The organism is Prochlorococcus marinus subsp. pastoris str. CCMP1986, from assembly GCF_000011465.1.
GTDB lineage: Bacteria > Cyanobacteriota > Cyanobacteriia > PCC-6307 > Cyanobiaceae > Prochlorococcus_A > Prochlorococcus_A pastoris.
In genome coordinates this window covers 790,261-813,652 of the sequence record NC_005072.1, presented here as the reverse complement: position 1 = coordinate 813,652, position 23,392 = coordinate 790,261, and the positions used below count along the sequence as shown (strand labels likewise).

Sequence of the window (23,392 nt, the reverse complement as noted above, 5' to 3'; positions counted from 1 at the left end):
TTAAGGAATGATGCCATTTCATGAATTCATATTAGAGATTTACTTGCTATATTATAAACATTAAAATTATAATAAATTTAAGGTGTATTAAGACCTTAATTTTTTCAAAAAAGGAATAGAAATTCATGAGTTTAAGAGTTGGTCAAGAAGCCCCAGATTTCACTGCAACGGCAGTTTATGATCAAGAATTTAAAGACATTACGCTTTCAAGTTATAAAGGTAAATGGGTTGTCTTGTTTTTCTATCCATTAGACTTTACTTTTGTTTGTCCAACAGAAATTACCGCATTCAGTGATGAATTTAATAAATTCTCTGACTTAAACACTGAAGTTCTTGGAGTATCTGTTGATAGCAAACATTGCCATTTAGCTTGGATACAAACACCAAGAAATGAAGGAGGTATTGGTGATATTAACTATCCTTTGGTATCAGATTTGAAAAGAGAAATTTGCCAAGCTTACAACGTACTTAATGATGATGGTGAAGCTGATAGAGGTTTATTTCTTATTAATCCAGAAGGAATTGTAATGCACACGACAGTGAATAAAGCTCCTGTAGGGAGAAATGTTGATGAAACACTGAGAATACTTCAGGGTTATCAATATGTAGCAGCCAATCCTGATGAGGTCTGTCCTGCAAATTGGACTCCAGGGGAGAAAACAATGCTAGAAGATCCAAAAGGAAGTAAAGAATATTTCTCTGCCCTTTAAGTCAAAAATATAATTTAGTACCTTTTCTATTTAAAGAGTATTGAATAATATAAAATAACTAATAAATAAAAAATAATAACATTAAAGATTGGTGTGACCTCCTTCTTATATGGTCTTGGGACGTTCCAATCACTTAGATAGGAGTTATATGAGATGTATGACCATAGATAAAACATCGTTTCAATAGCTAGAAGAAAGATTATATTTACAAAGTTTATATTTACAAAGTTTATATTTTCAAATTTAAAAATATTAAATGGAATCACATTATTTAAAGAAGAATTATTAATTTGTGAATACCAATTAATAATAGAAAATATAAAAAAATTTGTTAATATTATTTTTTTTAGAAGAAACTTAGTTTTTTTAAATATTAAGAAAATAGAAGTAATAACAATAAATAAGATTTGTTTATCAATATCATATTGAACTAAATATTCATTATTAATCATTAATAAATTCAAAATAATTTTTAAATTTATAAAAATATAATTTGATATAAGGATTGATAGTAGACTTAATATTACTAGAGTTATTATGAATAAAGATTTACCACTAATATCAGAATAATTATTATTTTTTTTATGAAAATTAAATTTATAATAAGTAAACTTATTTAATGAATTTATTATTACAAGAATAGGGACAATTAATCCACTTAAATAATATAAAAGTTTATAAATAGATAAATTATTAATATCAAACAAGTATAAATTTAACCATTGTTTTTGAGCTAATGGAAAAAGTATTACTAATAAAATTATTATGGATAGTCTTAATAGACTAAATTTTATTATCAAGGAAAAATGTTTTATATAAATTAAATATATTTAATCACACTTTTAATAAATCAAAAGTTATTTTTTTAAAAGTATTATTCTCAACAGTTTCTTTGATCAATAAAAGTTCAACTAGTTTTTCTAATAAAATGCGATTATTACTGATAATTTTTATGGCATTATTTAAAGAAATTTTAGAAATATTTATAATTTCATTATCAATTCTGGAGTAAGTGTTATCAGCTATTGTAGATTTATTCCTAACAAAACCATCTCCAATTGACATTTCTCCTCCATCTTCAAGAGATAGAGGTCCTATTATAGAAAATCCATATTTAGTTACCATCTCTCTAATAATGCTTGTTGCATAAGATATATCATTAAATGAACATTGAGTAATTTCATTTTTACCGTATACAATTATTTCAGCAGCTCTTCCTGCCAATGCTATTTCAATTTTAGATAACAATAGTTTCTTTGAAATTAATCCACTTGATACGATATCTTCGTCTGGATTAATTTTTGTATATCCTCCTAAATATCCAGATCTCGGAAGAATTGTTATTTTATCTACTGAATCAACACCATTTTTAACCGCGGAAACAATGGCACGTCCAACTTCGTTATATGCAATAATCTTTTTCATATTTTGAGAAGAAATAATAGAAGTACGAAGACCAAGAGTAACTTTATCTAAAGCATTTTCTATATGAGAATAAGTAATTAATTTAGAATCTTCTCTAGCACAATGTATAGCACTTTCATTCATTAAATTTGCTAAGTCAGCGCCAGAAAAACCTACTGTTCTTGTAGCCCAATATGACAAATCCACATCTTTTGCAAGAGGTTTAGATAAAGAATGAACTGAGAGTATTTTTTTTCTGCCATCTAGATCAGGCAACATGACTTCAATTTTTCTGTCGAATCGTCCCGGTCTTAAAAGAGCTGAATCTAAGATATCTGGTCTATTTGTGGCGGCAATAACAATTATTCCAGAATTATCTGCAAATCCATCTAATTCTGTTAAAAGCTGATTAAGGGTTTGTTCTCTTTCATCATTACCTCCTCCGATCCCCGAACCTCTTTGTCTACCAATAGAATCAATTTCATCTATAAATATTATGCAAGGAGACTTTTCTTTTGCTTTTTCAAATAAGTCTCTAACTCTACTTGCACCAACACCAACAAATAGTTCAACAAATTCTGATGCGGCAATAGAGAGAAAAGGAACACCGGACTCACCTGCAATAGCTTTAGCTAATAATGTTTTACCAGTTCCAGGAGGACCAATTAAAAGAACACCCTTAGGAACTTTTGCTCCAAGATCAGTAAATTTTTTTGGTTCATTAAGAAATTTAATAACCTCTTTTAATTCTTCCGCGGCTTCAGGAACACCAGCAACATCATCAAATCGTGTTTCTACATCATCAATGGTGACAAATTTTGATTTATTTTTACCAAAACCTAAAGCTTTTGAGGCTAGTTTTGAAGTACTTTTCAATATTAAAACAATGGCTATTATAAAAATCAAAAAAAGGCCCACTGATGCAAACGAATTGGCCGCTGAAGATTCTTTACGACTGTTATTAATGGTTAGGTCAACATTATTTTCTGATGCTTTTTCAAGAATAAGTTGGTCGTTATAAAGTATAGGTATTTTTTCTTTGTTCCCATTCTTATACAAAACATCTATTTCCCTTTTTCTAGGATAGAAATATATAGATTGTATATTCCCCGAATCTAATTCTAATAAGAGATCAGAATAACTCTTATTAGAATCTGAATATGAGAAATTTGATTTAAAGAACACTAATCTTCAATAAAATATAATAACTAAAGCTTAAAAGCTCAGATTAAGAATTGCATTATTTAAAACAAATATACTCAAATATTTGAGAGATAACCATTGAAAGGTTATATTAATAGAAGGATATAAGAAATTAGTATGGCTGTTCCAAAGAAGAAAAAATCAAAGAGCAAGAGAAATCATCGACATGCTGTTTGGAAAGGTAAAGCAGCATTAGCTGCTCAAAAAGCAATGTCACTAGGTAAATCTGTTTTAACAGGTAAAGCACAAGGATTTGTATATCCTATTGACGAAGAAGAGGAAAGTGAAGAATAATTTTGCTAAGAACCTAGTTTAAAAGCCTCAAGTATCACAGCATAAGTTGCTCCAATTCGAGCCTTATCAATTATTGACCACAAGTTAAAGAAACTAGAACCAGCAGGTGGCCTAATTCTAATTATAAGTTCAATAATTAATATTATTATAGGAACCATTATTAATTCATTTTTACCTTCAGATATGAATTTTGTAGCAAAATTTGCAAATAAAAAATAACCTGTCAATACAGAAATAACATTAATAGATTTTGATTTCCAAGAAGAGCTTAAAAAACCAAACAATAAATTATTAAATTGATCATTAATTTTTGAAAATTTTGTTTTTTGCATTTTAAAATGTCATCAAATATTTTTCCAAATAAGCGCAATCAACATAATTATTATTAAGTTCAGGTCCCTTAATAACATTAGCCTTACAACTTTCATTTCCAAGACTATCTACATAACAGTCTAAATTCATATCCTTCTCCATAACCGCAGGTATATTTGAAGGAACGTAAATAGTGGGTAATTTAGCTGCTAAAGATGATTTAAGCCCAGGAATAGAATCTTCAAAAACTATAGATTTATTAAATTTTATACCGCTTAATTTCATCGCTTTTAAATAAGGTAGAGGGTTTGGTTTATGAAAGTGAACATCATCACTTGAAATAATAAATTCAAATGGATTAAATTCTATAAATAATTGATTAATTATAAGTTTGGCTTGATTCTTAGAGCTAGAAGTAACCACAAATTGTCTTACTTTTTTTTTCTTTAATTCCTTAATTAATCTATATACACCGGTTTTAAGTGATACCACATTATTTTTTTTTACATAATTAATATAATGATATTGTTTTCGTTCATGAATTTCTTTTACTTCTTTATTATTCAAAGATTTATTTATTAACTTTGAATAATAAGAAATTCTATTTTTACCTCCATTTATTTTTAAAAGGTCTAAATATGTAGATCTATCCCAATTCCAATTAAGATTGAAATCCTTAAAAGCAAAATTGAAAGCTGGCAAATGAGCTTCTAATTCAGTATTAGCAATTGTTCCATCTAAATCCCAATAAACACCCTCAAGGTAAGTCACTAAGAGTTAAAGAATATATTTTTATTTGCGAAAAAAAACAAGCGCAATTATTGCAGGTCCAGCTAACGCAACTACGGCTAAAGGAATAAGGGTTGCCATGTGAATAATTATATGATGTGATACTATTTTTACAAATAAACCTTTCAACTGTACCAATACGTTACAAGATTGAATTAAATTATGAAGTCATGGAGTTGTATAGAAAATTGTGGAGCTTGTTGCCATTTAGATTTAAATGATAGAGATAACTTATCAGGTGTACTTAGTAACAAAGATATAGCATTAATAAATTCCATGAAAAGCAAAGACGGATGGTGTAAATATCTTGATAGATCAAGCAGAAAATGCATGATTTATGAATCAAGACCACATTTCTGCCGTGTAAATGAATTTTCTTCAGCATTCAAAAAGTATTTAATAAATGGTGATAAATTCCTAATTGATTGTTGTACACAACATATATCTTCTATTTATGGAAGCAAAAGTGAACAAATGAAGGACTTTAAATCTGCTATTTCAAGAAAATGAATATTAACCTAGAAAAAGAAGGCAAAAATGTTGAAAAGAATTTTTCATCTATTTTTATAACAACTTTTACTACTATTTTTATCGCTGAATTGGGAGATAAAACTCAAATAGCGACTCTAATGTTATCTGCAGAGTCTGGAAAACCAATTATTGTTTTTATCGGAAGTTCAATAGCTTTAATAAGTTCTAGCCTAGTAGGTGTATTAATTGGAAAATGGTTGTCAAATAAAATATCTCCAAACAAATTTGCGTTTTTTACAGGTTTATTAATGATGATCATAAGTATATTTTTAGCTTATGACATTTTAAAACCCGTATTTTAAAATGATTTTAAGTTTACTACTATCAACATTCATAACAATATTTATTGCCGAACTAGGTGACAAAACGCAATTAGCTACGTTAACGATGAGTGGGACATCCAATAAACCTCTAGCGGTATTTTTAGGTTCCTCATCAGCTCTAGTTTTAGCAAGTTTAGTAGGAGCGCTAGCAGGCGGATCAATATCAAATTTTTTACCAGAAATCATTTTAAAATCGATAGCATCTATAACCTTTTTTATTATTGGTATTAGACTATTCGTAAATTCATTTACATCAAAAGAAAATGATAATAATCAATGAAATATTAAATCGTTTTTTGATTAAAAAGCAAGATATAATATGAATATATGTTATCAGCTAATTAAAAGATATTATGTTTTCAACTTCTTCAATAATTGAAAATTTAAACCAGGAAGAAGGTTTGGAATATAAGAAATTATGCAGATTATTAAATTTATCAAAAAAAACTGACAAGGCCAAATTAGATATAGCATTGCGAGCATTAGAAGAACTTGAAATAATAAATAAAAACAAAGATAATGAATATTTCAACGTCAAAGAGAGTAATCACTTAGTTGCTAAAATTAGATGCAGTAGCAAGGGTTATTGCTTTGCAGTTAGAGAAAATAACAATGAAGATATTTATATAAAAGAAAATTTACTAAACTATGCATGGAATGGAGATAAAGTTTTAGTAAGAATAATCAAAGATGGTGTAAGAAGAAGATCACCTGAAGGGGTTGTTGATTGCATACTTGAAAGAACTAATCAAATACTATTAGCAAAAGTCGAAATAATTAAAGACGAAGTTTATGGAATACCTATTGATGACAGAATTTTAGCTAAAATCAAGCTTCCCAAAAAAGATGAAAAATATAAATATAATCCTATTAATAAAAATATAGTAAAAATTGAAATTGATTTATTTCCAATTGCCCAACAAGAAGGTAATGGTCATGTCATAAAGGAATTAACATTAAATAACAACGAAAAGCTTGATACAGATTTCGTATTATCCAAAAGCAATATTCATAGAATTGCTAACGTTCAAAATCCAAAGCTTACTGTTAGCAATCAACAGCAAAGACTAGATCTATCAAGTAAAAATTCTTATATGTTCAAAAGTTGGGAAACTGAAAATTCGCCAATACTGCCAATTTTTCAAATAGATAAAATTAAAAACAATTCCTATAAACTTTGGATACATACCAATACAATTGCAGAAAGATTAGATCTAATTAATAAAAAATCCTTACAAATATTTTTTGATAGATTTGAGTCATTTCCCTTACTAGAAAAATGGCAAAACTATCTTAGTGATGAAATATGTAATGCTGCAAAATTTAATATAAACGAAATTAATGATGCTATTAGTTTGTGTATAGAAATGAATAGTGAGAATGAAATAATTAATTGGTCGTTCCACTTAACAAAAGTAAAATGTTCACTGTTAGTGGAAAATCAACATATAGATGCTCTTCTAACTAGAAAAAGTAAAGCTCGAATCACCTCAAGAATACTTAAACCAATTAAAGACTACATAGAAGATTTAGATAAAATAATAGAAATCTCAAATGAATTTAGAAAGAATCAATTATTGGATGGGAAAATTGAATTACCGAAGTCGAATAATAATATTGAATCATTAAAAGAAATATTAGTTCACAACCCAGCTGAGTTCTCAAAGGAATATTTTGAACCATTAAATAATAATGACATCCAAACATATCTTTCACCTTTGTTGTACGAGGCGAATTCAATATGGTTCAATCATTCAAATAATTATGGATTGAATAATGCATCATATATTTCTCAAGAATTAGATTATATAAATGTCACTGAAATTATAAAAAATTCAGAATTAATTGATAGTAATATAGAACTTAATGATAATGGCACTCTATCATTTAAGAAATTAGTTGAGTTATGCACTGATGATAATAAAAAAAGAATCTTGCATAAAATATTATTTAATGTTGTTAGGGATAATGAAGTAACATTAATTTCTAATGATAATACTATAGATGATTCTAAAAATATTATTTCACCTTGGACATTACCCTCATTTGATTTTACTAATTTAATGAATCAATATAATATTTATAATATGATAATTAATGGGAAAAGAAATAAAAGTAGTGGTGGTAATTTGATAAATATTATGGAAAAAGAATCTTGGGAAAATGTTACTTGGCGTTTGTATAATTCATCAACATTAAAATCATTAGATTTATTATTTAATAGTGTAATGATCGATAAAATTAATGAGTATAAGAATAAAGTTAGACAGTTTAAATCTAATATGATAACTATAAAAAAAGTAAGAAAAGCCGAAAAGTTTATAGGAAATAAATATAGTGGTTTAATAATGGCAGTTCAAAGTTATGGATTTTTTGTAGAGATTCCAGAATTATATGTTGAAGGTTTAGTACATGTAAGTACTCTTAGTAATGATTGGTACGAATATAGATCTAGGCAAAATCTATTAATTGGAAGAAAGTCCAAAAACTCATACAAGATAGGTGATGTAATAGATATCAAAATTATTAAAGTAGATATTCTAAAATATCAAATTGACCTTGAAATAGTTTAGTGATCGAAAATCTATTAGTTATCAAATTTCTATTCAGATATCAAAGATAACTTACTTTAAAAATGAATAATAAAAAAAAGAGTTTAATATTAATTATTTTTTTAATTGTTAGTATTCAAATTTTATTATTAATAAATAACAGACAAAAAACTTCGTTTAGATATTTCATTTGGAATATTCAAGAAGTAACAATAGGTAGATTAATATTTATTTCCTTTATTTCAGGTTTATTTATGAGTTCTATATTAAACACAACACTAAGCGATAACATTAGAACTAAAACTATATCTGAAAGTTATGATAAAAGAACCGATGATAATGATTATTCAGAAAAAAGAGAAGATGATGAACTATTAGAGGTTGCTCCTGAGAGAGATTTACGAGAGCCTCAACCCACAATTTCTGTTAATTATCGTGTTATTAAAAATAATGGTGAGAATGAATTAAAAGATAGAAACCAGAAAATTAATAATTCACAATATGATGATGATTGGAACAATAATGAATCTGAGTGGTAAAAATATGGTTAAATTTAAATATTGATAAAAACAGGTTAGATTATATTTATAATTAACATAATATTAAATTGTTGATATGGAAGAAAATGTAGAATCGATAGAAGAAAGTATTAAAAGGGAAGATGATCCTTTAAAAAAGGATATTATTGATATTGATAGTCCAAAAGAAACATCTACATTAATTAATGCAAATTCACAAGATTCTAATAAACAAAAAGTTGGGGGCGAAAATTCAATACCGTTAAAAATAAAACCAAAAAAGGAACTTCCAATTGAAAAAAAACCTTTTAATGAATTTATTAATGATCATTTATTACCTTCCATAATTCAGGAATTTAAAGTAAGAGGATTAGAAGTTGCAGATATAAATTTAAAAAACACATCAAGACCAATTGCTGGCGATAAATGCTGGGTTATTTTTTGCGAAATAAAAGACATTTGCAACTTTTGGTTATCATTTGAAAAAGACGATATAAGCTCGTTAAAAAGTATTTCATTATGCAAATCTGATCAGAAACCAAGTGTAATTGAATCGTTTTTAATAGATGAAAAAAGAATAACCCTTAAATTAATTATCTCTAGAATTCTGCAAAGATTAAATGGACAAAAATTAATTGGTATTAATTAAAAAAATGAAAGAATAACACCTAGTTAACTTTTTACTCAAAAATACAATAAATAGTAAATAATAGTAGAAGTGAAATAGAGAAAATGGCACAACAAACTATTGAATCAAATAATAAAAAATCTGTTAATAGAGGGAAGGATATTGCAAAAGATACGATATTAACTCCAAATTTTTACACGACTGATTTTGAAGCTATGGAAAAAATGGATTTATCAATTAATGAAGATGAATTGGAGGCAATATGTGAAGAATTTAGAAAAGATTATAATAGGCATCACTTTGTACGAAATAAAGAATTTGAGGGGGCGGCAGATAAAATAGATGCTGAAACCAGGGAACTTTTTGTAGATTTTCTGGAAGGAAGTTGTACTTCAGAATTTTCAGGCTTTCTCTTATACAAAGAATTAAGTAAAAGGATAAAAGACAAAAATCCACTTCTTGCTGAATGTTTTGCTCATATGGCGAGGGATGAAGCAAGGCATGCGGGATTTTTGAATAAGTCAATGAATGACTTCGGATTACAGTTAGATTTAGGATTTCTAACAGCCAACAAGGATTATACTTATTTTGCTCCAAGAGCAATTTTTTATGCTACTTATATATCTGAAAAAATTGGATATTGGAGATATATAGCAATTTATAGGCACCTTGAAAAAAATCCTAGTGGTAAAATTTTTCCATTATTTAATTTCTTTGAAAATTGGTGTCAAGATGAAAATAGGCATGGTGATTTCTTTGATGCATTAATGAAAGCACAACCTCGAACGGTTAAAAGTTTAAGCCAGAAAATTGAGATCTTTGGTTATACCCTGAAACATCCAATTTTTGATTATTACCATAGATTTAGATATTTTTTAAATAATCATCCTATAGTTTCTAAATTATGGTCTAGGTTTTTTCTACTAGCTGTTTTTGCAACTATGTACATAAGAGATCTTGGGACCAAGAGAAATTTTTATGGAGCACTAGGTTTAAACGCTAGAGAGTATGACCAATTTGTCATTAACAAAACAAATGAAACTTCCGCCAAAGTATTTCCTGTTGTTTTAAATGTATATGATAAATCTTTTTACAAAAGATTAGACAGAATAGTTGAGAATGGTACTCGCTTATCAGAGATAGATAAGAAAGAAAATCCAAATGTAATTAAAGTATTATCTAAATTACCCATCTTTATTTCAAACGGTTATCAACTGATAAGACTATACTTATTAAAACCTCTTGAAAGTGATGATTTTCAACCATCAATTAGATAATCTGATCTTAACAAAGAGCTAAAGTTATAAGATTCAAATGGTATCTGCGAGTATTAAATCTTCCGAAATTAGATTTGGTGAATGTAATAAAAAACTTCTTGAAGAAGTCATTTTCTATGGCATATCTCTAGGTGCTGATTTTGTAGAATTATTTATTGAAAACTCTGATAATTCAAGTGTTCTCGCAGAAGAAGATTTTATTACAAATGTTAGTCCATCATTCAGCAGAGGAGCTGGAATAAGAATATTTAAAGACAAGAGAGATGGGTTTGTGAGTACTAATGACTTGTCGAAACATGGATTAATGAGATCTATTTCTCAAGCAATCGAAATGTTAGATATCTCTAAAAAAACTAATAAATTAATTTTTAATGGACTTGAAAAACTAAAAGACTATAGTAAATCAAAAATTAATTATCTGAATGAAGTGCCAACAATAAATGAAGTAAGCGAAAAATTATTACTTAGCACTAAATCATTAAAAAAGGATAAGAAAGTAGTTGTTAGAAAAGGTAGTTATGCAAGAAATTGGCAGGAAGTAATAATAGCTTCAAGTGATGGAACTTACGCTACTGATATAAGACTGCATCAAACGGTAGGACTTAACATAATTGCTAATGACGCTCAATATAGATCGAACGGTAGTAGAAGATTTGGATCGCATGGAATCCCTAATGAATTTAGATTATGGGATCATGAAAAAGCTTCAAATGAAGTTTATGAAAGTTCAATGAATATGTTGTATGCAGATTATGTTCAGGCTGGACAAATGCCAGTTGTATTAGCTAATAAATTCGGTGGTGTTATATTTCATGAGGCTTGTGGGCACTTACTTGAAACAACTCAGATTGAACGTGGAACAACTCCATTTAGTGATAAGTTGAATGAAAAAATAGCTCACGAATCTGTGACGGCAATAGATGAGGGCATTTCTGAAGGGTCTTACGGATCATTATCAATTGATGATGAAGGAATGGAACCAGAAAAATCAATACTTATTAAAGATGGTATATTAAAGAAATTTCTTTCTGACAGGGCTGGTGAATTAAGGACTGGTCACAAAAGAACTGGTAGTGGTAGAAGGCAAAATTATTCATTCGCTGCTGCATCAAGAATGAGAAACACTTATATAGCTAAAGGTGAATTCACTAAAGAAGAATTAATAAATAGTATTAGCGATGGTCTTTACTGTAAGTCAATGGGTGGTGGAAGTGTAGGAGCGACAGGCCAATTTAATTTCGCTGTTGAGGAAGGTTATTTAATAAAGAACGGTAAACTAACTAAACCAGTAAAAGGAGCAACATTAATAGGTGACGCGAAAGAAGTAATGCCAAAAATATCTATGTGTGGAAATGATTTAGAGTTAGCTCCTGGTTTTTGTGGTTCAGTCAGCGGAAGCGTTAATGTAACAGTAGGTCAGCCACATATTAAAGTCGATTCCATAACAGTAGGTGGGAGATAAAAGTGAATCCTACAGAAATAACAACTCAAATATCAAAGGCTGCAAATTTATTAAACATTGATAAATGGGATTACGGTGCTAGTTTTTCTAATGATTATTCTGTTCAAGTTGATAGAGGAGCAGCGAAACAGTTAAAAGCATCTCAAAAACAGGTCATAACTTTAAGAGTTTGGAATAAAGACAACTTAGTTGGTATCACTACCACAAGTGATCTAAGTGAAACAGGTATTAAAAAAGCTTTAAGACAAGCAAATATTGCTTCAGAATTTGGGAACAAAAATGAATTTACTGATTTTTCTCCCTTAGCCAAAGATCCTATACATGTAAAAGAAGTTGATAAAAAAAATCCGTTAGGAATAAAAAAGCTGCTTAAAATTCTCAGAGAGGCTGAATCGAAGCTAATCGATAGTCATGAGGCTATTAAATCTATTCCTTACAACGGATTGTCAGAAAGTTTTTATGAAAGAATTTATGCCAATAGTGATGGAGCATTTCGAAATTATAGTAAAAGTCAAGCTGCTATATATTTATATGCGAGAGCAGAAGAACAAGATAAAAAACCTCGTAGTTCAGGTTCAGTGAAACTAGGATACGGTGTTGAAGACATTGATATTGAATCCTGTATCAAAGAAGCAGCAAAGAAAACAATTGCACATTTAGATTACTCATCAATAAAAACAGATAAGTATTTAATCTGTCTATCACCTGAAGCATTTCTAACGTTAATGAATGCATTTAGTTCTATCTTCAATGCTAGAAGTATTATTGACGGTGTAAGTCTTTCAGATAAAAACTCGATTGGTGAATTGATTTCAATTCCAGCTTTGAATATCTATGATGATGGGCTTAATGATAAAAATATATCTTCTGCACCATTCGATGGTGAAGGGACTCCAACAAAAAAACTGATGTTAATTAATAAAGGTAAATTAGAAAACTTTCTTCATTCGGAATCAACTGCAAAAATTTTTAATACCATACCCACAGGGCATGCTGGACTTGGTTCAAAAGTATCAGTTTCTCCAGATTGGTTAGTAATTGAAAAATCTAATGAATGTTCGAACTTAAACAAGTTTTTGGTACACACAAATTATCAAGGAGATTTTGTATATATTGAAGAATTAAACGCAATTCATGCAGGAGTTAAAGCTAGTCAAGGTTCCTTCTCTCTTCCTTTTGAAGGATGGCTTTATAGAAATGGGGAAAAACGTTCAATTGAATCAGCAACTGTAGCAGGAGATATAAAGTATCTTCTAAAAAATATAATAAATATTGAAAATGAAAAAGAATTAACTACAAGTGGAATTTCTCCACATGTATGGATTAATGAATTATCTATAACCGGTGACGAGTGAGAATTATATTTTGGGGTACGCCTGAATATTCAGTTAAAAGTCTTGAAGTATTAAAGAAATCAGATCATGATATTGTTGCTGTAATTACCCAACCAGATAAAAAAAGATCTAGAGGTAATAAGTTAATATCATCACCAGTGAAGGAATATGCTACTAAGGAAAATATTCCAGTATTTACACCAGAAACAATAAAGGAAAATATTCAATTTATTAGCATACTTAACGATTTATCTTGTGATCTTTTTATTGTAATTGCATATGGAAAGATATTACCCAAGGCGATATTGGATATTCCTAAATACAAATCATGGAATGCACATGCATCACTACTTCCAAGATGGAGGGGTGCTGCACCAATTCAATGGTCAATATTAGAGGGAGACAAAATAACTGGTGTAGGAATAATGAGAATGGAAGAAGGATTAGATACTGGGGACGTATTAGTTGAAAAACAAATTAAAATTGAGAATAATGATAATCTTAAAACCTTAACTAAAAAATTAAGTGATTTATCATCAGAGTTATTTTTGAGAGCGATATCAGATATAGAACAAAATAAAAATAGAGATATTAATCTTTTACTTAAAAAACAAACAGATTTTAAACGAGAATTAAAATATGCACGAATGATTAACAAATTAGATTACATAATAAATTGGGAAAATTCTGCAACTGATATTTATAGAAAAATAAATGCCTTATACCCAAGAGCCAATACAACTTATAAAAGGAAAAACCTCAAAATAATAAAAATAAAGATCCTAACAACTCATGAAATACACAATAAAAATTATAAAATTTTAAGTAATGTATTTAAACCTGGATTAATAATTGGACTTATAAAAAATGTAGGAATTATCATAACAACAAAAACTGATCCAATTCTTTTATTAGAAGCAAAACTAGAAGGTAAAAAAGTATCAAGTCAAAATCAATTGATACAACAATTAAATCCTGTAATTGGAGAAAATTTTTCTGACTAAATTATTTGATCCCTTTTGGATAAACCCCAAATGAAAGAAATTAATATCAAAATATAAAAATAATAATCTGGAAGAATTGTCTCAGTAATTAATGTATTTAGAAGAAGCTTTATCCCAACAATTAATATAGCAATGTAACCAGCAGTTTCTAATCTTACAAATTTCTCTAAAAGATTAAGAAATATACCTGAAGTAAATCGTAATGCTAATACACCTATAATTGCTCCAAAAATAATAAGAATATATTGATCACTTATAGCAACAGCTGTTGTAATGCTGTCAATTGAAAAGGCGAAATCAGTCAAAGAAAGCAAAGCAACAATCTTTAGAAATTTAAAATTATTATTCTTTTTATCATTGTCTGTTTCTTGAGTGTCGGACTCGCTATTAAAAAACACATTTGATATAAATAAATAAATAAGATATAAACCTGCAAATATGCGAATTATTATAAATTTCAGAAGAATATTTGATAGGAGAATAAGAAATATTCTGAATAATAAAGAAATAGTTATGCCTATATTTAAAGCTTTAGATCTTAATAAAGGACTATCAAGAGATTTAGTAAGCGATGCCAAAGCAATCGCGTTATCTGCCGATAGCAATAATTCTAAAATAATCAAGATAGGTAAAAGTGTAAAAATTTCTGACCAACTATCAACTTGATCAAGCGTTGGTATAAAGGAATTTATTGCAGCAGAATCCATTAATTATTATTCACAATCTTTGTAAAATATAATATAATATAACCTTAAGTAGTAATCAAGTTAATTAAATATAAATGAGTTTAAATTCATTAATTAGTTATATTTCAAATTCACAAATAATAATAGAGTTAGTAAAAAGAATTAAACATAATAATGAACTAAACATCATTGGCTCCAGTAGATATGCAAAATCAATTATTATAAATAGTATTGCTAATAAAGAAAATAAAGATATCTTACTTATAAGTCCTAACGAGGAAATTGCCTACAAATGGTATGGATATTTCGATAGTATAGATAATAGAAATGTATTATATTATCCTCCAAGTGAAAATTTGCCATATGCTTCAATTAACAGGTCAAAGGAGACTGAATATTCACAGTTATCAGTTATCTCTAAAATTATTAAAAAAGAAAGAAAAGAATTAAACATAATAATAACAACTGAACGATCCCTACAACCTCATTTAATTAAAATTAATCAATTTAAGGAAAATATATTTACACTAATTAAGGGAAATGAACTAGACATAAAAGAGTTAACAAAAAAGTTAGTTTTACTCGGCTATAATAAAGAAAATTTAACTTCGCAAGAAGGGTCATGGAGTAGAAGAGGAGAAATTATTGATATTTATCCAGTTAATAATGAACTGCCTGTAAGAATAGAATACTTTGATAATATTATTGATAAAATACGAGAATATGATCCAGTATCACAAAGAACATTAGATAGTGTTAATAAGGTTGAAATTGTACAAGTCGGCTTTAATTTATTAATAAGAAAAAGCTTAGAAAATTTATCAGAACAAGGTACATTTAATTCAGAAGAAATAACAACTAAGAATAATCTTGATAGATACTTGGGGGTAATTGAGGAACATCCATCAAACCTATTAGATTACATAAATAAAGAAACATTAATTGTCATCGACGAAAAAGAGGAATGTAATAAATTTTCTAATAATTGGTGTCTTGAATCAGATAATAATTTTGAACTACATAAAGATGAAATCGCCAACAACTTAAAATCTAATAATATAAATATAAAAGTTAAATCTAATCTTCACGAAAAATTTGAATCAATTATAAAAACTTTTAGTAATTATAATGTAATAAATTTATATGAATTCGAGTCAAAAAGAAATTTAGATAATAGATTTCTTTTGTCAGATAAACGCATTAATACCTCTTCTAAACATATTGGCAAACTTTCAAAAGAAATAAATAAATTTATATTAAATAAAGATAAAGTCTGGATATTATCAGCGCAGCCACTACGAACAAAAAGTTTATTTTTTGAGCATGAATGTAATACAACTTACTTAGACAAACCCAACGATCTTGAAAGCGCGCATAAGTTAATTGAAAATTCGACACCAGTAATTATTAAAAATAAAAATAATTATGAAATAGAAGGATTTTATTTGCCGATATGGAAAGTAATTCTAATAACAGACAAAGAATTATTTTCTCAGCAAGCTTTATTTAATAATGTATTTATAAGAAAAAGAAAAAGGAGTGTAAATTCAAATATAAATGTAAATAAAATAAATCCAGGAGATTATATAGTTCATAAAAACCATGGTATTGGACAATTTTTAAAAATAGAAAAAATAAACATTACCGGTGAATCAAGAGACTACTTAGTCATTCGTTATCTTGATGGAAAAATAAGCGTTGCAGCTGATCAACTTGGGAGTATAAACAGATATAGATCTAGTGGAAAAATAAAGCCTAGAATAAATAAATTAGGAGGCACAGAATGGTTAAAAATAAAAGATAAAAATAGAAAAATAATAAAAAAAGTTGCCTTAGACATTTTAAAACTTTACGCAAAAAGGGAAAAACTTAAAGGTCATATATTCCCAGAAGATGGGCCTTGGCAAAAAGAGTTAGAAGAGTCATTCCCTTATCAAGCTACTCCAGATCAAATAACAGCTGTTAAAGAAGTAAAAATTGATATGGAAAGCGATAAGCCAATGGATAGATTAGTTTGTGGAGACGTCGGGTTCGGAAAAACAGAAGTAGCCGTAAGAGCAATTTTTAAAGCAATTACATCTGGTAAGCAGGTAATCTTACTTGCTCCAACAACAATTTTAGCTCAACAACACTGGAGAACTTTTTATAATAGATTTTCTCCTTACCCAATAAAAGTTTCTCTACTGAACAGATTTAAAACAAATACTGAGAAAAAAGATATTTATAATGGTTTAAAAAATAATAAAATTGACTTAGTTGTAGCTACTCATCAAATTTTAGGAAAAGAGATCGAAATTAAAAACTTAGGATTACTTGTTATTGACGAAGAACAAAGATTTGGAGTTAGGCAAAAAGAAAAAATAAAAAATATAAAAACAAATATTGACGTTTTAACTCTTTCAGCCACACCAATCCCAAGAACTCTGTATATGAGTTTGTCTGGCCTTAGACAAATGAGTTTATTAAATACTCCACCGCCATCTAGAAGATCGATTAAAACGTATTTATCTGAAATTGATATGGATGTAATCAGAACTGCGATAAGTCAAGAACTTGATAGAGGTGGTCAAATTTTCTATGTTCTTCCAAGAATATCTGATATTGATCAAGCGGTTAATAAATTAAAAAATATGTTTAAAGATTTAAAGTACATTGTCGCTCATGGACAGATGAATGAAATAGATCTTGAAAATGCAATGATTGCATTTAATAATGGCGAGGTTGATCTAATGATTTGCACTACAATTATTGAAAGCGGATTAGATATACCTAGAGTAAACACAATCGTAATCGAAGATTCACATAAATTTGGTCTTTCACAACTTTATCAATTACGTGGAAGAGTCGGAAGAAGTGGAATACAAGCTCATGCATGGCTATTTTATCCAAATATAAACAAAATTAATGAAGCCTCTAAGCAAAGGTTAAAGGCTATAAAAGATTTCTCTGAACTAGGAAGTGGATATCAACTAGCCATGAAAGATATGGAAATAAGAGGTGTTGGGAGCTTATTAGGCGAAGAGCAAAGTGGAAAAGTTAATGCCATAGGATATGACTTATATATTGAAATGCTTCATGAAGCAATCTCAGAAATAAATGGTCAAGAAGTACCAGAAGTCAATGATACGCAAGTTGATTTGCCAATTAATGCTTTTATACCAGGAACATGGATATTAAACCGAGAAGAGAAACTAGATGCTTATAAATATGCTACCGAATGTACCAATCACAAAGAGCTTACAGAGCTAGCAACTGACTGGACAAATAGGTATGGAGTTTTACCCAAACCTGTAGAATCCTTAATATTGTTAATGAAGTTAAAATTGTTAGCAAAAAAGTGTGGCTTTAATAAAATTAAACTTAAAAAACCAAATGTAATAATAGAAACTAGGCTAAAAAACTCTACATTCAAACTTATTAAAAAAGGTTTACCATCAAATATTCAATCAAAATTTAATTATGAAGAAGATGATCAGTTCTCAAAAATAATTATTAGAGGATTAGGTGTCACAGATATTCAAAATCAAATTGATCAGTTAATCTATTGGTTAGGACTTTTTGTAAAAGAAATAAATAACTTTGATAAAGAAACTTCCGTTACAAAGATCTAAAACATTAAATAAATATTTAATAACCGCGGATAAGTGAAATTTCGGTTAGGTTAATAAAAAATTTTTTTATTAAATGGGTGAATACATTGATGTCGGATTACAAACTTCGATTTTACCTTTTACTTTATTAATTTCATCTGTAGCAGTTGGTATATACGCTTTACTAGGATTCGAAACTGAAAATGATGACGATGATTCAGATTCTGGAAGTGGCGGTTTAATGAACCCTATTTAAGGTTTAATCGGCTAGTTTTTCTTTTTACTACTTTTAGTATTCTTGAAAATGAGCCTATAAATAAAATTAAGGAAAATATTAATGAAAATATAATAAATATAGATAAACAAATTTCATAAATATATGAGATTGAGTCTAAAAAGTTGGCAAACAATTTACTAAAATTAATAAATAAGTTTTTAAAAATTGAGATTTTATTCGGGATTAAATAAATTAGATAAAATATTAAGGCACTAAAAAAAATCATAATAAAAGATTCATTTATCAATTTACTTTTAGACTTTCTTCTCAAAGATAACTTTTTTTTAAAAAAATATTTATCAGAATTCTTATTCAAATTAGGTATTTTTAAATCGGCCATTTATAAAAAATCAAACTAATAAATCAAACTAAAAAATCAAAAATAATTCTCAAATAAGAATTATTTTTTATAGTAACTTGTTTGAGGATTTAATGCTAATAAGTTTGTTTTTAGTATTTATTAAAGAACTATTATCATTTCCATCATAAACATAAATTAAGGCAGTAGAAACGAGAAAAATAGAGCATAATGAAAATAATGGAGGCAATAGAAAATTAAAGATATTTTTTTTATCCAATAAACTTAAATGATTTTTATTTTTAAAATTTGTAAATTCTTTTTGATAAATATTTTTAACTTTATTTGAAGAACATAATTGGTCAAAACAATTTATGGTATCTGCTAAAACTGAATTTCCAATTCTTATATTTAAAGGCTTAACCTCAGGTTTGGAACTCTTCAAAAGAAGTATATGTGTATAAAAATTCTCAGAGGTAATATCAATTAAATTGGATTCATATCTTGGATTTTCATCATTTAAAAGGGAATTAGAGTAATAATAAAAAGCCTTCATAATTGACTTTAAATGTTCCAAATTTCCTTCTACAACAGGCTTATCAATAATCATAAGTTTCCATTGCGAAATAATTGATATGTAGTCTTTATTTTCGTTATTTGAATAATCAGGCAATCCAATAATTTCAAGGCTTACTGAAGATTGATTAAATAAAAATTTATTTTGCAACATATTAATAATTAAGTAAATTTGTTCTTAATTTTAGAAAACCATCGTCTGCGACGCACAAAGCTAAAGTAAGTATAATTTTATTAAAAACCTCATCATTACAATTAGGATCAAGAAGTCTTTTGACCTTCATACTATTAGTATTAAACCTTTCATTAATTAATTCAATATATCTTTTCTTAAATTCATTCCAAGCATTAGGATTTCTAATATGATCATCTCTGGATTGAAGTATTTGTCTTATGTAAGGATATAAAAATTTTGCCATTTCAGAAGCAAGTTTAATTAGTGCTTCAAATTCCTCCAATTTAATATTGATATTATTAAAAGAATTCCTCATTGGGTTATTATTCCTTAGTTTCCAAATAGTAACTTTATTAGGTATGACTTCCTTTAAATTAAGTTTGACTGATAAAGAATATAGAGATTCAGCACCATTTAAATCAATAGTTTCTAGAGCTAGTAAAAGTAAATCAAGTCTTTGTATAGATTCTCTAGATATCTGTTTTCCTTTGGATAAGATAGTAATGGTCAACTTAGAACGCTATTTACAGATCATAACAGAATATTTATTATTTACTTTGAAATAAAAATGTATAAAACTGATCCAGTTCTTCAATTGTTAATATTCCATAATTCCAAAGAAGAATAGGAAGTGGCGTATTATTTTTAATTGACAACTTTAATCCTAGCTCAATCGAAGACTCGTTTAATCCAATTTCATCCATAAGAAATAATATTATTTTTCTATTTGAATTATTATCCATAGAAATTATTTAATTGAAGAATAGATTAAAGACTTAGTCATATGATTTAATATGATTCTCCTCATAAAAATAAACTTATTTAAAAGTAAAAAAGAGAATTTTCTAAAAGGTAATAAGAAAAATTTATTATTTGCAAAAAATTGAATTAAAGAATCTGTAACAACAATAGTTGAAATAATATCTAAACATCTTATAAAATAGTATTTATATTTAAATATGTTCAAAGCTCTATTACTTACAGGAAAATTTCTATTAAAAATATCATATATGACATTAACATCTCTCCAACAAGTGTTTAACCCTTGTCCTCCAACAGGATGGAAGGTATGAAATGAATCTCCAACAAATACAACCTTTTTAAAATTAAAAATTGGCAGGCGAAAAGATAGAGAAACAGGAAAAATATTAATATCGCTATTGATTTGATCTAACTTAAAATTATCAGGTAATATTGTTGACAAGTTATCTAACAAAAAGCTTTTACTTGAATTTAATCTATCCATTGATTTAGATGTAGTAGCTGTCCAAATTATTTGATACTTATTTTTATCTAGTGGTAATAAAGCTAATGGACCTTCCTTTCTAAATATTTCATATGCGCGCCTAGGAACATTTCCCCTAACTAAAACTTCAAATGTTAAACAAGACTGATTATATGATTTTCTAATATCTATAAAATTTCGATTTTTTTTGTGGTTTGGATTTGCCCCGGTTGATACAAATTCAAAATCAAATTTAATATCATTGAAAGATAGATCTAAAGAAGATTTAAAAAATATATTATCTACATTATCGACCTCATCGAAAAATACATTCATAAGATCAGAATGTTTAACTACCCAACCAATAGTATCTAAAGAACAAATATCTTTATCTAAATCAGAAGTAGTTAAAATTGTGAAATCTGAAGTTACACTGTCTGAAATTGAAAGAGAATCAAATTTATAAAGATAAGATTTTAATTTACTCCAAAGATTAAATTTTGAAAGTATCTTTCTTGTTGAATGCGTAATGGCATATGTTTTGTCTTTATTTATTAGTTTCTCTCTTGTTAGTAAATCTGTAATGTAAATATTGAAATTTAATTTCGCTAAAGATATAGCCAAAAGTAATCCAGAGGGACCAGAACCAACAATTTTAAAATTTAAATAATTATTCATCAATTAATATATAACGACAATTTACTTCAGATAAATATAGCAAATTTCTTCAAATGCTGGTCGAAGCAAATAAGGGTACTCTCCTATCCAAATATTTTCGTCAGGTAACCATGCATCAGTCAAGTAAATCTCTCTTTCAAAGCTTCTATAATTAGATGAAATAATGCATCTAATATTGGAACCAACTCTAATTCGACTATGTTTGTTTTCCATGGGAAAACTAATTTTATCTAAATAACCATCCTCATCCTCCAATTCAATAACTAACCAAGTTCTTTTTTTTTCAATCAACTCTAAACGACCTTGCCTATTTGATTGCTCACGTGAACTTTCAATTCTTTCAGTTTTATAGATATCAGATACATAACCATCAAAGAGAGAAAAGAACTTAGAATTTTTATATTTAATATTTTTTCTGCTTGATTCAAGAATTGGTCCCCATATTATGTAGAGAAAAAAGATCACACATAACAATAACCAAAGATTTTCAGTCTGAGTTGATGATTGACTAATAAAAAGCAAGAGATTTAAAACTCCTCCAATAGAGGAAATAATAAGTTTCTGCAAAACTTTTCTGGGATCTCCAAGTGTATATTTAAACTGACCACCTGTCCCCACAGAAGGGATAAGTTTAGATATTTGATTTTGTTTTATTGGTATAAGCATTTAGAATATTAATTTTTCAAGTCCATAAATTAACGAATTAAATTTACCTATTTTTCTTATTGCCTGCAAAACGCCAGGCATATAAGCTTTTCTATCAATCGTGTCATGTTTAATTGTGTAAGTTTCTCCAGGAGAACCCATAATAACTACCTGATGAGCCAAAAGCCCAGGCAATCTTATTGAATGAATATTTAGGCCTGAATCTCTAACACCTCCTCTTACACCTTTTAATGATTCAGATTCCTCAACTAAGCTTTGATTATATTTTTTTGGATATTCTTCAATCATTTCAGCAGTTTTAATACAGGTTCCACTAGGAGAATCTGCTTTTTGATTGTGATGCATTTCTATTAATTCAATATTATCGTAAAACTTTGCTGCTACAGAAGCAGCTTGTTGAAGAAGAACCATTCCTACAGAAAAATTTGGAATTATTGCACAACCGATGTTTGCTTTTTGAGCAAAAATAGCCAAATCATTTATTTGGGAGGGAGTAAGGCCTGTAGTCCCTACAACTGGCGATATCCCATAAGCAATTGCAGATCTAGTATTTTCATAAACAGAATCAGGATGAGTAAAGTCAACTAATACTGGCTTAATTTTCTCATTTCGATAATCTTGACTTATTGAACATAAAGATCCCTCAAGATCATTTGAGACAAGAACATCACTTTTTTTAAGATTTAACAATTGTGAAATGTTTTCACCATTATTTTTTTTATTTGTATCAATTGCTGCAACAAGTTCACAATCAGAAGAATTTAGGACGGAATTAACAACCTCACTTCCCATTCTGCCTAATGCACCAGAAACAAGTACAGGTGTAGTTTTTTTAGAATTTTTGATCATTTTTAATTAAAAAATTTTTTTAAAGGTTGTT

The 23,392-nt window shown here is 27.9% G+C and carries 24 protein-coding genes; 14 read left to right on the top strand and 10 right to left on the bottom strand.

Annotation, left to right across the window (positions count from 1 at the left end; translation table 11 throughout):
• Positions 1 to 125 precede the first annotated feature (125 nt).
• Complete coding sequence (locus tag TX50_RS04575; RefSeq protein WP_011132490.1) at positions 126 to 710, top strand: peroxiredoxin; 585 nt, start codon at positions 126 to 128, stop codon at positions 708 to 710.
• A gap of 834 nt (positions 711 to 1,544) precedes the next feature.
• Here the strand turns inward: TX50_RS04575 and ftsH are convergent.
• Entirely contained in the window at positions 1,545 to 3,299 is a 1,755-nt protein-coding gene (gene ftsH, locus TX50_RS04565; RefSeq protein WP_011132488.1) for an ATP-dependent zinc metalloprotease FtsH, read from the bottom strand.
• A 135-nt stretch (positions 3,300 to 3,434) separates the two neighbouring features.
• On the opposite strand from ftsH, the gene rpmF reads away from it, so the two are divergent.
• The gene (rpmF, locus tag TX50_RS04560; protein WP_011132487.1) at positions 3,435 to 3,611 is read left to right on the top strand and encodes a 50S ribosomal protein L32; all 177 of its coding nucleotides are present in this window, start codon (positions 3,435 to 3,437) and stop codon (positions 3,609 to 3,611) included.
• Positions 3,612 to 3,616: 5 nt separating this feature from the next.
• Here rpmF and TX50_RS04555 read toward each other — a convergent pair whose 3' ends face one another.
• Together TX50_RS04555 and TX50_RS04550 are read right to left on the bottom strand one after the other, a co-directional pair.
• Positions 3,617 to 3,943 carry a DUF565 domain-containing protein gene (locus tag TX50_RS04555; RefSeq protein WP_011132486.1) on the bottom strand — a complete coding sequence of 109 codons (327 nt, stop codon included), beginning with the start codon at positions 3,941 to 3,943 and terminating at the stop codon, positions 3,617 to 3,619.
• A 1-nt stretch (position 3,944) separates the two neighbouring features.
• Entirely contained in the window at positions 3,945 to 4,694 is a 750-nt protein-coding gene (locus TX50_RS04550) for an HAD-IA family hydrolase (RefSeq protein WP_011132485.1), read from the bottom strand.
• A gap of 180 nt (positions 4,695 to 4,874) precedes the next feature.
• Here TX50_RS04550 and TX50_RS04545 point away from each other — a divergent pair, with 180 nt between their 5' ends.
• The 10 genes from TX50_RS04545 (at position 4,875) to fmt (ending at position 14,341) form a co-directional block, all read left to right on the top strand.
• Positions 4,875 to 5,222 (top strand): YkgJ family cysteine cluster protein, encoded by a 348-nt coding sequence (locus TX50_RS04545; protein ID WP_011132484.1) that lies wholly within the window; start codon positions 4,875 to 4,877, stop codon positions 5,220 to 5,222.
• Positions 5,219 to 5,545 (top strand): TMEM165/GDT1 family protein, encoded by a 327-nt coding sequence (locus tag TX50_RS04540; protein ID WP_011132483.1) that lies wholly within the window; start codon positions 5,219 to 5,221, stop codon positions 5,543 to 5,545. The genes TX50_RS04545 and TX50_RS04540 overlap by 4 nt, the downstream gene beginning before the upstream one ends.
• A gap of 1 nt (position 5,546) precedes the next feature.
• Entirely contained in the window at positions 5,547 to 5,846 is a 300-nt protein-coding gene (locus tag TX50_RS04535) for a TMEM165/GDT1 family protein (protein ID WP_011132482.1), read from the top strand.
• 73 nt (positions 5,847 to 5,919) lie between these two features.
• Positions 5,920 to 8,139, top strand: a complete 2,220-nt coding sequence (locus TX50_RS04530) for an RNB domain-containing ribonuclease (RefSeq protein ID WP_011132481.1) — start codon at positions 5,920 to 5,922, stop codon at positions 8,137 to 8,139.
• Between the two features lie 62 nt (positions 8,140 to 8,201).
• Positions 8,202 to 8,657, top strand: coding sequence for a hypothetical protein (locus TX50_RS04525; RefSeq protein WP_011132480.1), 456 nt, complete (start codon positions 8,202 to 8,204; stop codon positions 8,655 to 8,657).
• A gap of 76 nt (positions 8,658 to 8,733) precedes the next feature.
• The gene (locus TX50_RS04520; RefSeq protein ID WP_011132479.1) at positions 8,734 to 9,285 is read left to right on the top strand and encodes a DUF2996 domain-containing protein; all 552 of its coding nucleotides are present in this window, start codon (positions 8,734 to 8,736) and stop codon (positions 9,283 to 9,285) included.
• An 83-nt stretch (positions 9,286 to 9,368) separates the two neighbouring features.
• Entirely contained in the window at positions 9,369 to 10,541 is a 1,173-nt protein-coding gene (gene acsF / locus TX50_RS04515) for a magnesium-protoporphyrin IX monomethyl ester (oxidative) cyclase (RefSeq protein ID WP_011132478.1), read from the top strand.
• Between the two features lie 37 nt (positions 10,542 to 10,578).
• On the top strand, positions 10,579 to 12,003 hold the full coding sequence (locus TX50_RS04510) for a TldD/PmbA family protein (protein WP_011132477.1): 1,425 nt from the start codon (positions 10,579 to 10,581) through the stop codon (positions 12,001 to 12,003).
• A 2-nt stretch (positions 12,004 to 12,005) separates the two neighbouring features.
• On the top strand, positions 12,006 to 13,358 hold the full coding sequence (locus TX50_RS04505) for a TldD/PmbA family protein (RefSeq protein WP_011132476.1): 1,353 nt from the start codon (positions 12,006 to 12,008) through the stop codon (positions 13,356 to 13,358).
• Entirely contained in the window at positions 13,355 to 14,341 is a 987-nt protein-coding gene (gene fmt, locus TX50_RS04500) for a methionyl-tRNA formyltransferase (RefSeq protein ID WP_011132475.1), read from the top strand. Before TX50_RS04505 ends, fmt begins: the two co-directional genes overlap by 4 nt.
• On the opposite strand, the gene TX50_RS04495 is transcribed toward fmt, so the two are convergent.
• Positions 14,338 to 15,048 carry a TerC family protein gene (locus tag TX50_RS04495; protein WP_011132474.1) on the bottom strand — a complete coding sequence of 237 codons (711 nt, stop codon included), beginning with the start codon at positions 15,046 to 15,048 and terminating at the stop codon, positions 14,338 to 14,340. The genes fmt and TX50_RS04495 overlap by 4 nt on opposite strands.
• Positions 15,049 to 15,122: 74 nt before the next feature.
• On the opposite strand from TX50_RS04495, the gene mfd reads away from it, so the two are divergent.
• Both mfd and TX50_RS09665 read left to right on the top strand, forming a co-directional pair.
• Positions 15,123 to 18,638 carry a transcription-repair coupling factor gene (gene mfd, locus TX50_RS04490; RefSeq protein ID WP_011132473.1) on the top strand — a complete coding sequence of 1,172 codons (3,516 nt, stop codon included), beginning with the start codon at positions 15,123 to 15,125 and terminating at the stop codon, positions 18,636 to 18,638.
• 73 nt (positions 18,639 to 18,711) lie between these two features.
• Positions 18,712 to 18,873, top strand: a complete 162-nt coding sequence (locus TX50_RS09665) for a hypothetical protein (protein WP_173027988.1) — start codon at positions 18,712 to 18,714, stop codon at positions 18,871 to 18,873.
• Between the two features lie 428 nt (positions 18,874 to 19,301).
• Here the strand turns inward: TX50_RS09665 and TX50_RS04480 are convergent, their stop codons facing one another.
• From TX50_RS04480 to dapB, 6 genes are read right to left on the bottom strand one after another with little or no spacing between them, the layout of a single operon-like run.
• Entirely contained in the window at positions 19,302 to 19,922 is a 621-nt protein-coding gene (locus TX50_RS04480; protein ID WP_011132471.1) for a DUF4335 domain-containing protein, read from the bottom strand.
• 1 nt (position 19,923) lies between these two features.
• Positions 19,924 to 20,454, bottom strand: a complete 531-nt coding sequence (locus TX50_RS04475; RefSeq protein ID WP_011132470.1) for a DUF3038 domain-containing protein — start codon at positions 20,452 to 20,454, stop codon at positions 19,924 to 19,926.
• Positions 20,455 to 20,491: 37 nt separating this feature from the next.
• A complete protein-coding gene (locus TX50_RS04470; RefSeq protein ID WP_011132469.1) occupies positions 20,492 to 20,686 on the bottom strand; it encodes a DUF2949 domain-containing protein in 195 nt (64 codons plus the stop codon).
• 5 nt (positions 20,687 to 20,691) lie between these two features.
• Positions 20,692 to 21,846, bottom strand: coding sequence for an FAD-dependent monooxygenase (locus TX50_RS04465; RefSeq protein WP_011132468.1), 1,155 nt, complete (start codon positions 21,844 to 21,846; stop codon positions 20,692 to 20,694).
• Between the two features lie 21 nt (positions 21,847 to 21,867).
• Complete coding sequence (locus TX50_RS04460; protein WP_011132467.1) at positions 21,868 to 22,512, bottom strand: hypothetical protein; 645 nt, start codon at positions 22,510 to 22,512, stop codon at positions 21,868 to 21,870.
• Positions 22,513 to 23,361: a 4-hydroxy-tetrahydrodipicolinate reductase gene (dapB, locus tag TX50_RS04455; RefSeq protein WP_011132466.1), complete on the bottom strand. Its 849-nt coding sequence runs from the start codon at positions 23,359 to 23,361 to the stop codon at positions 22,513 to 22,515. It abuts the gene before it with no gap.
• Positions 23,362 to 23,392: the final 31 nt, after the last annotated feature.

What these genes read in the sequence shown, in the direction of transcription:
- TX50_RS04575 (WP_011132490.1), top strand. Translation starts at nt 126, where the DNA reads ATGAGTTTAAGAGTTGGTCAAGAAGCCCCAGATTTCACTGCAACGGCA.
- rpmF (WP_011132487.1), top strand. Translation starts at nt 3,435, where the DNA reads ATGGCTGTTCCAAAGAAGAAAAAATCAAAGAGCAAGAGAAATCATCGA.
- TX50_RS04555 (WP_011132486.1), bottom strand. Translation starts at nt 3,943, where the DNA reads ATGCAAAAAACAAAATTTTCAAAAATTAATGATCAATTTAATAATTTA.
- TX50_RS04545 (WP_011132484.1), top strand. Translation starts at nt 4,875, where the DNA reads ATGAAGTCATGGAGTTGTATAGAAAATTGTGGAGCTTGTTGCCATTTA.
- TX50_RS04540 (WP_011132483.1), top strand. Translation starts at nt 5,219, where the DNA reads ATGAATATTAACCTAGAAAAAGAAGGCAAAAATGTTGAAAAGAATTTT.
- TX50_RS04535 (WP_011132482.1), top strand. Translation starts at nt 5,547, where the DNA reads ATGATTTTAAGTTTACTACTATCAACATTCATAACAATATTTATTGCC.
- TX50_RS04530 (WP_011132481.1), top strand. Translation starts at nt 5,920, where the DNA reads ATGTTTTCAACTTCTTCAATAATTGAAAATTTAAACCAGGAAGAAGGT.
- TX50_RS04525 (WP_011132480.1), top strand. Translation starts at nt 8,202, where the DNA reads ATGAATAATAAAAAAAAGAGTTTAATATTAATTATTTTTTTAATTGTT.
- TX50_RS04520 (WP_011132479.1), top strand. Translation starts at nt 8,734, where the DNA reads ATGGAAGAAAATGTAGAATCGATAGAAGAAAGTATTAAAAGGGAAGAT.
- acsF (WP_011132478.1), top strand. Translation starts at nt 9,369, where the DNA reads ATGGCACAACAAACTATTGAATCAAATAATAAAAAATCTGTTAATAGA.
- TX50_RS04510 (WP_011132477.1), top strand. Translation starts at nt 10,579, where the DNA reads ATGGTATCTGCGAGTATTAAATCTTCCGAAATTAGATTTGGTGAATGT.
- TX50_RS04495 (WP_011132474.1), bottom strand. Translation starts at nt 15,048, where the DNA reads ATGGATTCTGCTGCAATAAATTCCTTTATACCAACGCTTGATCAAGTT.
- mfd (WP_011132473.1), top strand. Translation starts at nt 15,123, where the DNA reads ATGAGTTTAAATTCATTAATTAGTTATATTTCAAATTCACAAATAATA.
- TX50_RS09665 (WP_173027988.1), top strand. Translation starts at nt 18,712, where the DNA reads ATGGGTGAATACATTGATGTCGGATTACAAACTTCGATTTTACCTTTT.
- TX50_RS04480 (WP_011132471.1), bottom strand. Translation starts at nt 19,922, where the DNA reads ATGTTGCAAAATAAATTTTTATTTAATCAATCTTCAGTAAGCCTTGAA.
- TX50_RS04470 (WP_011132469.1), bottom strand. Translation starts at nt 20,686, where the DNA reads ATGGATAATAATTCAAATAGAAAAATAATATTATTTCTTATGGATGAA.
- TX50_RS04465 (WP_011132468.1), bottom strand. Translation starts at nt 21,846, where the DNA reads ATGAATAATTATTTAAATTTTAAAATTGTTGGTTCTGGTCCCTCTGGA.
- TX50_RS04460 (WP_011132467.1), bottom strand. Translation starts at nt 22,512, where the DNA reads ATGCTTATACCAATAAAACAAAATCAAATATCTAAACTTATCCCTTCT.
- dapB (WP_011132466.1), bottom strand. Translation starts at nt 23,361, where the DNA reads ATGATCAAAAATTCTAAAAAAACTACACCTGTACTTGTTTCTGGTGCA.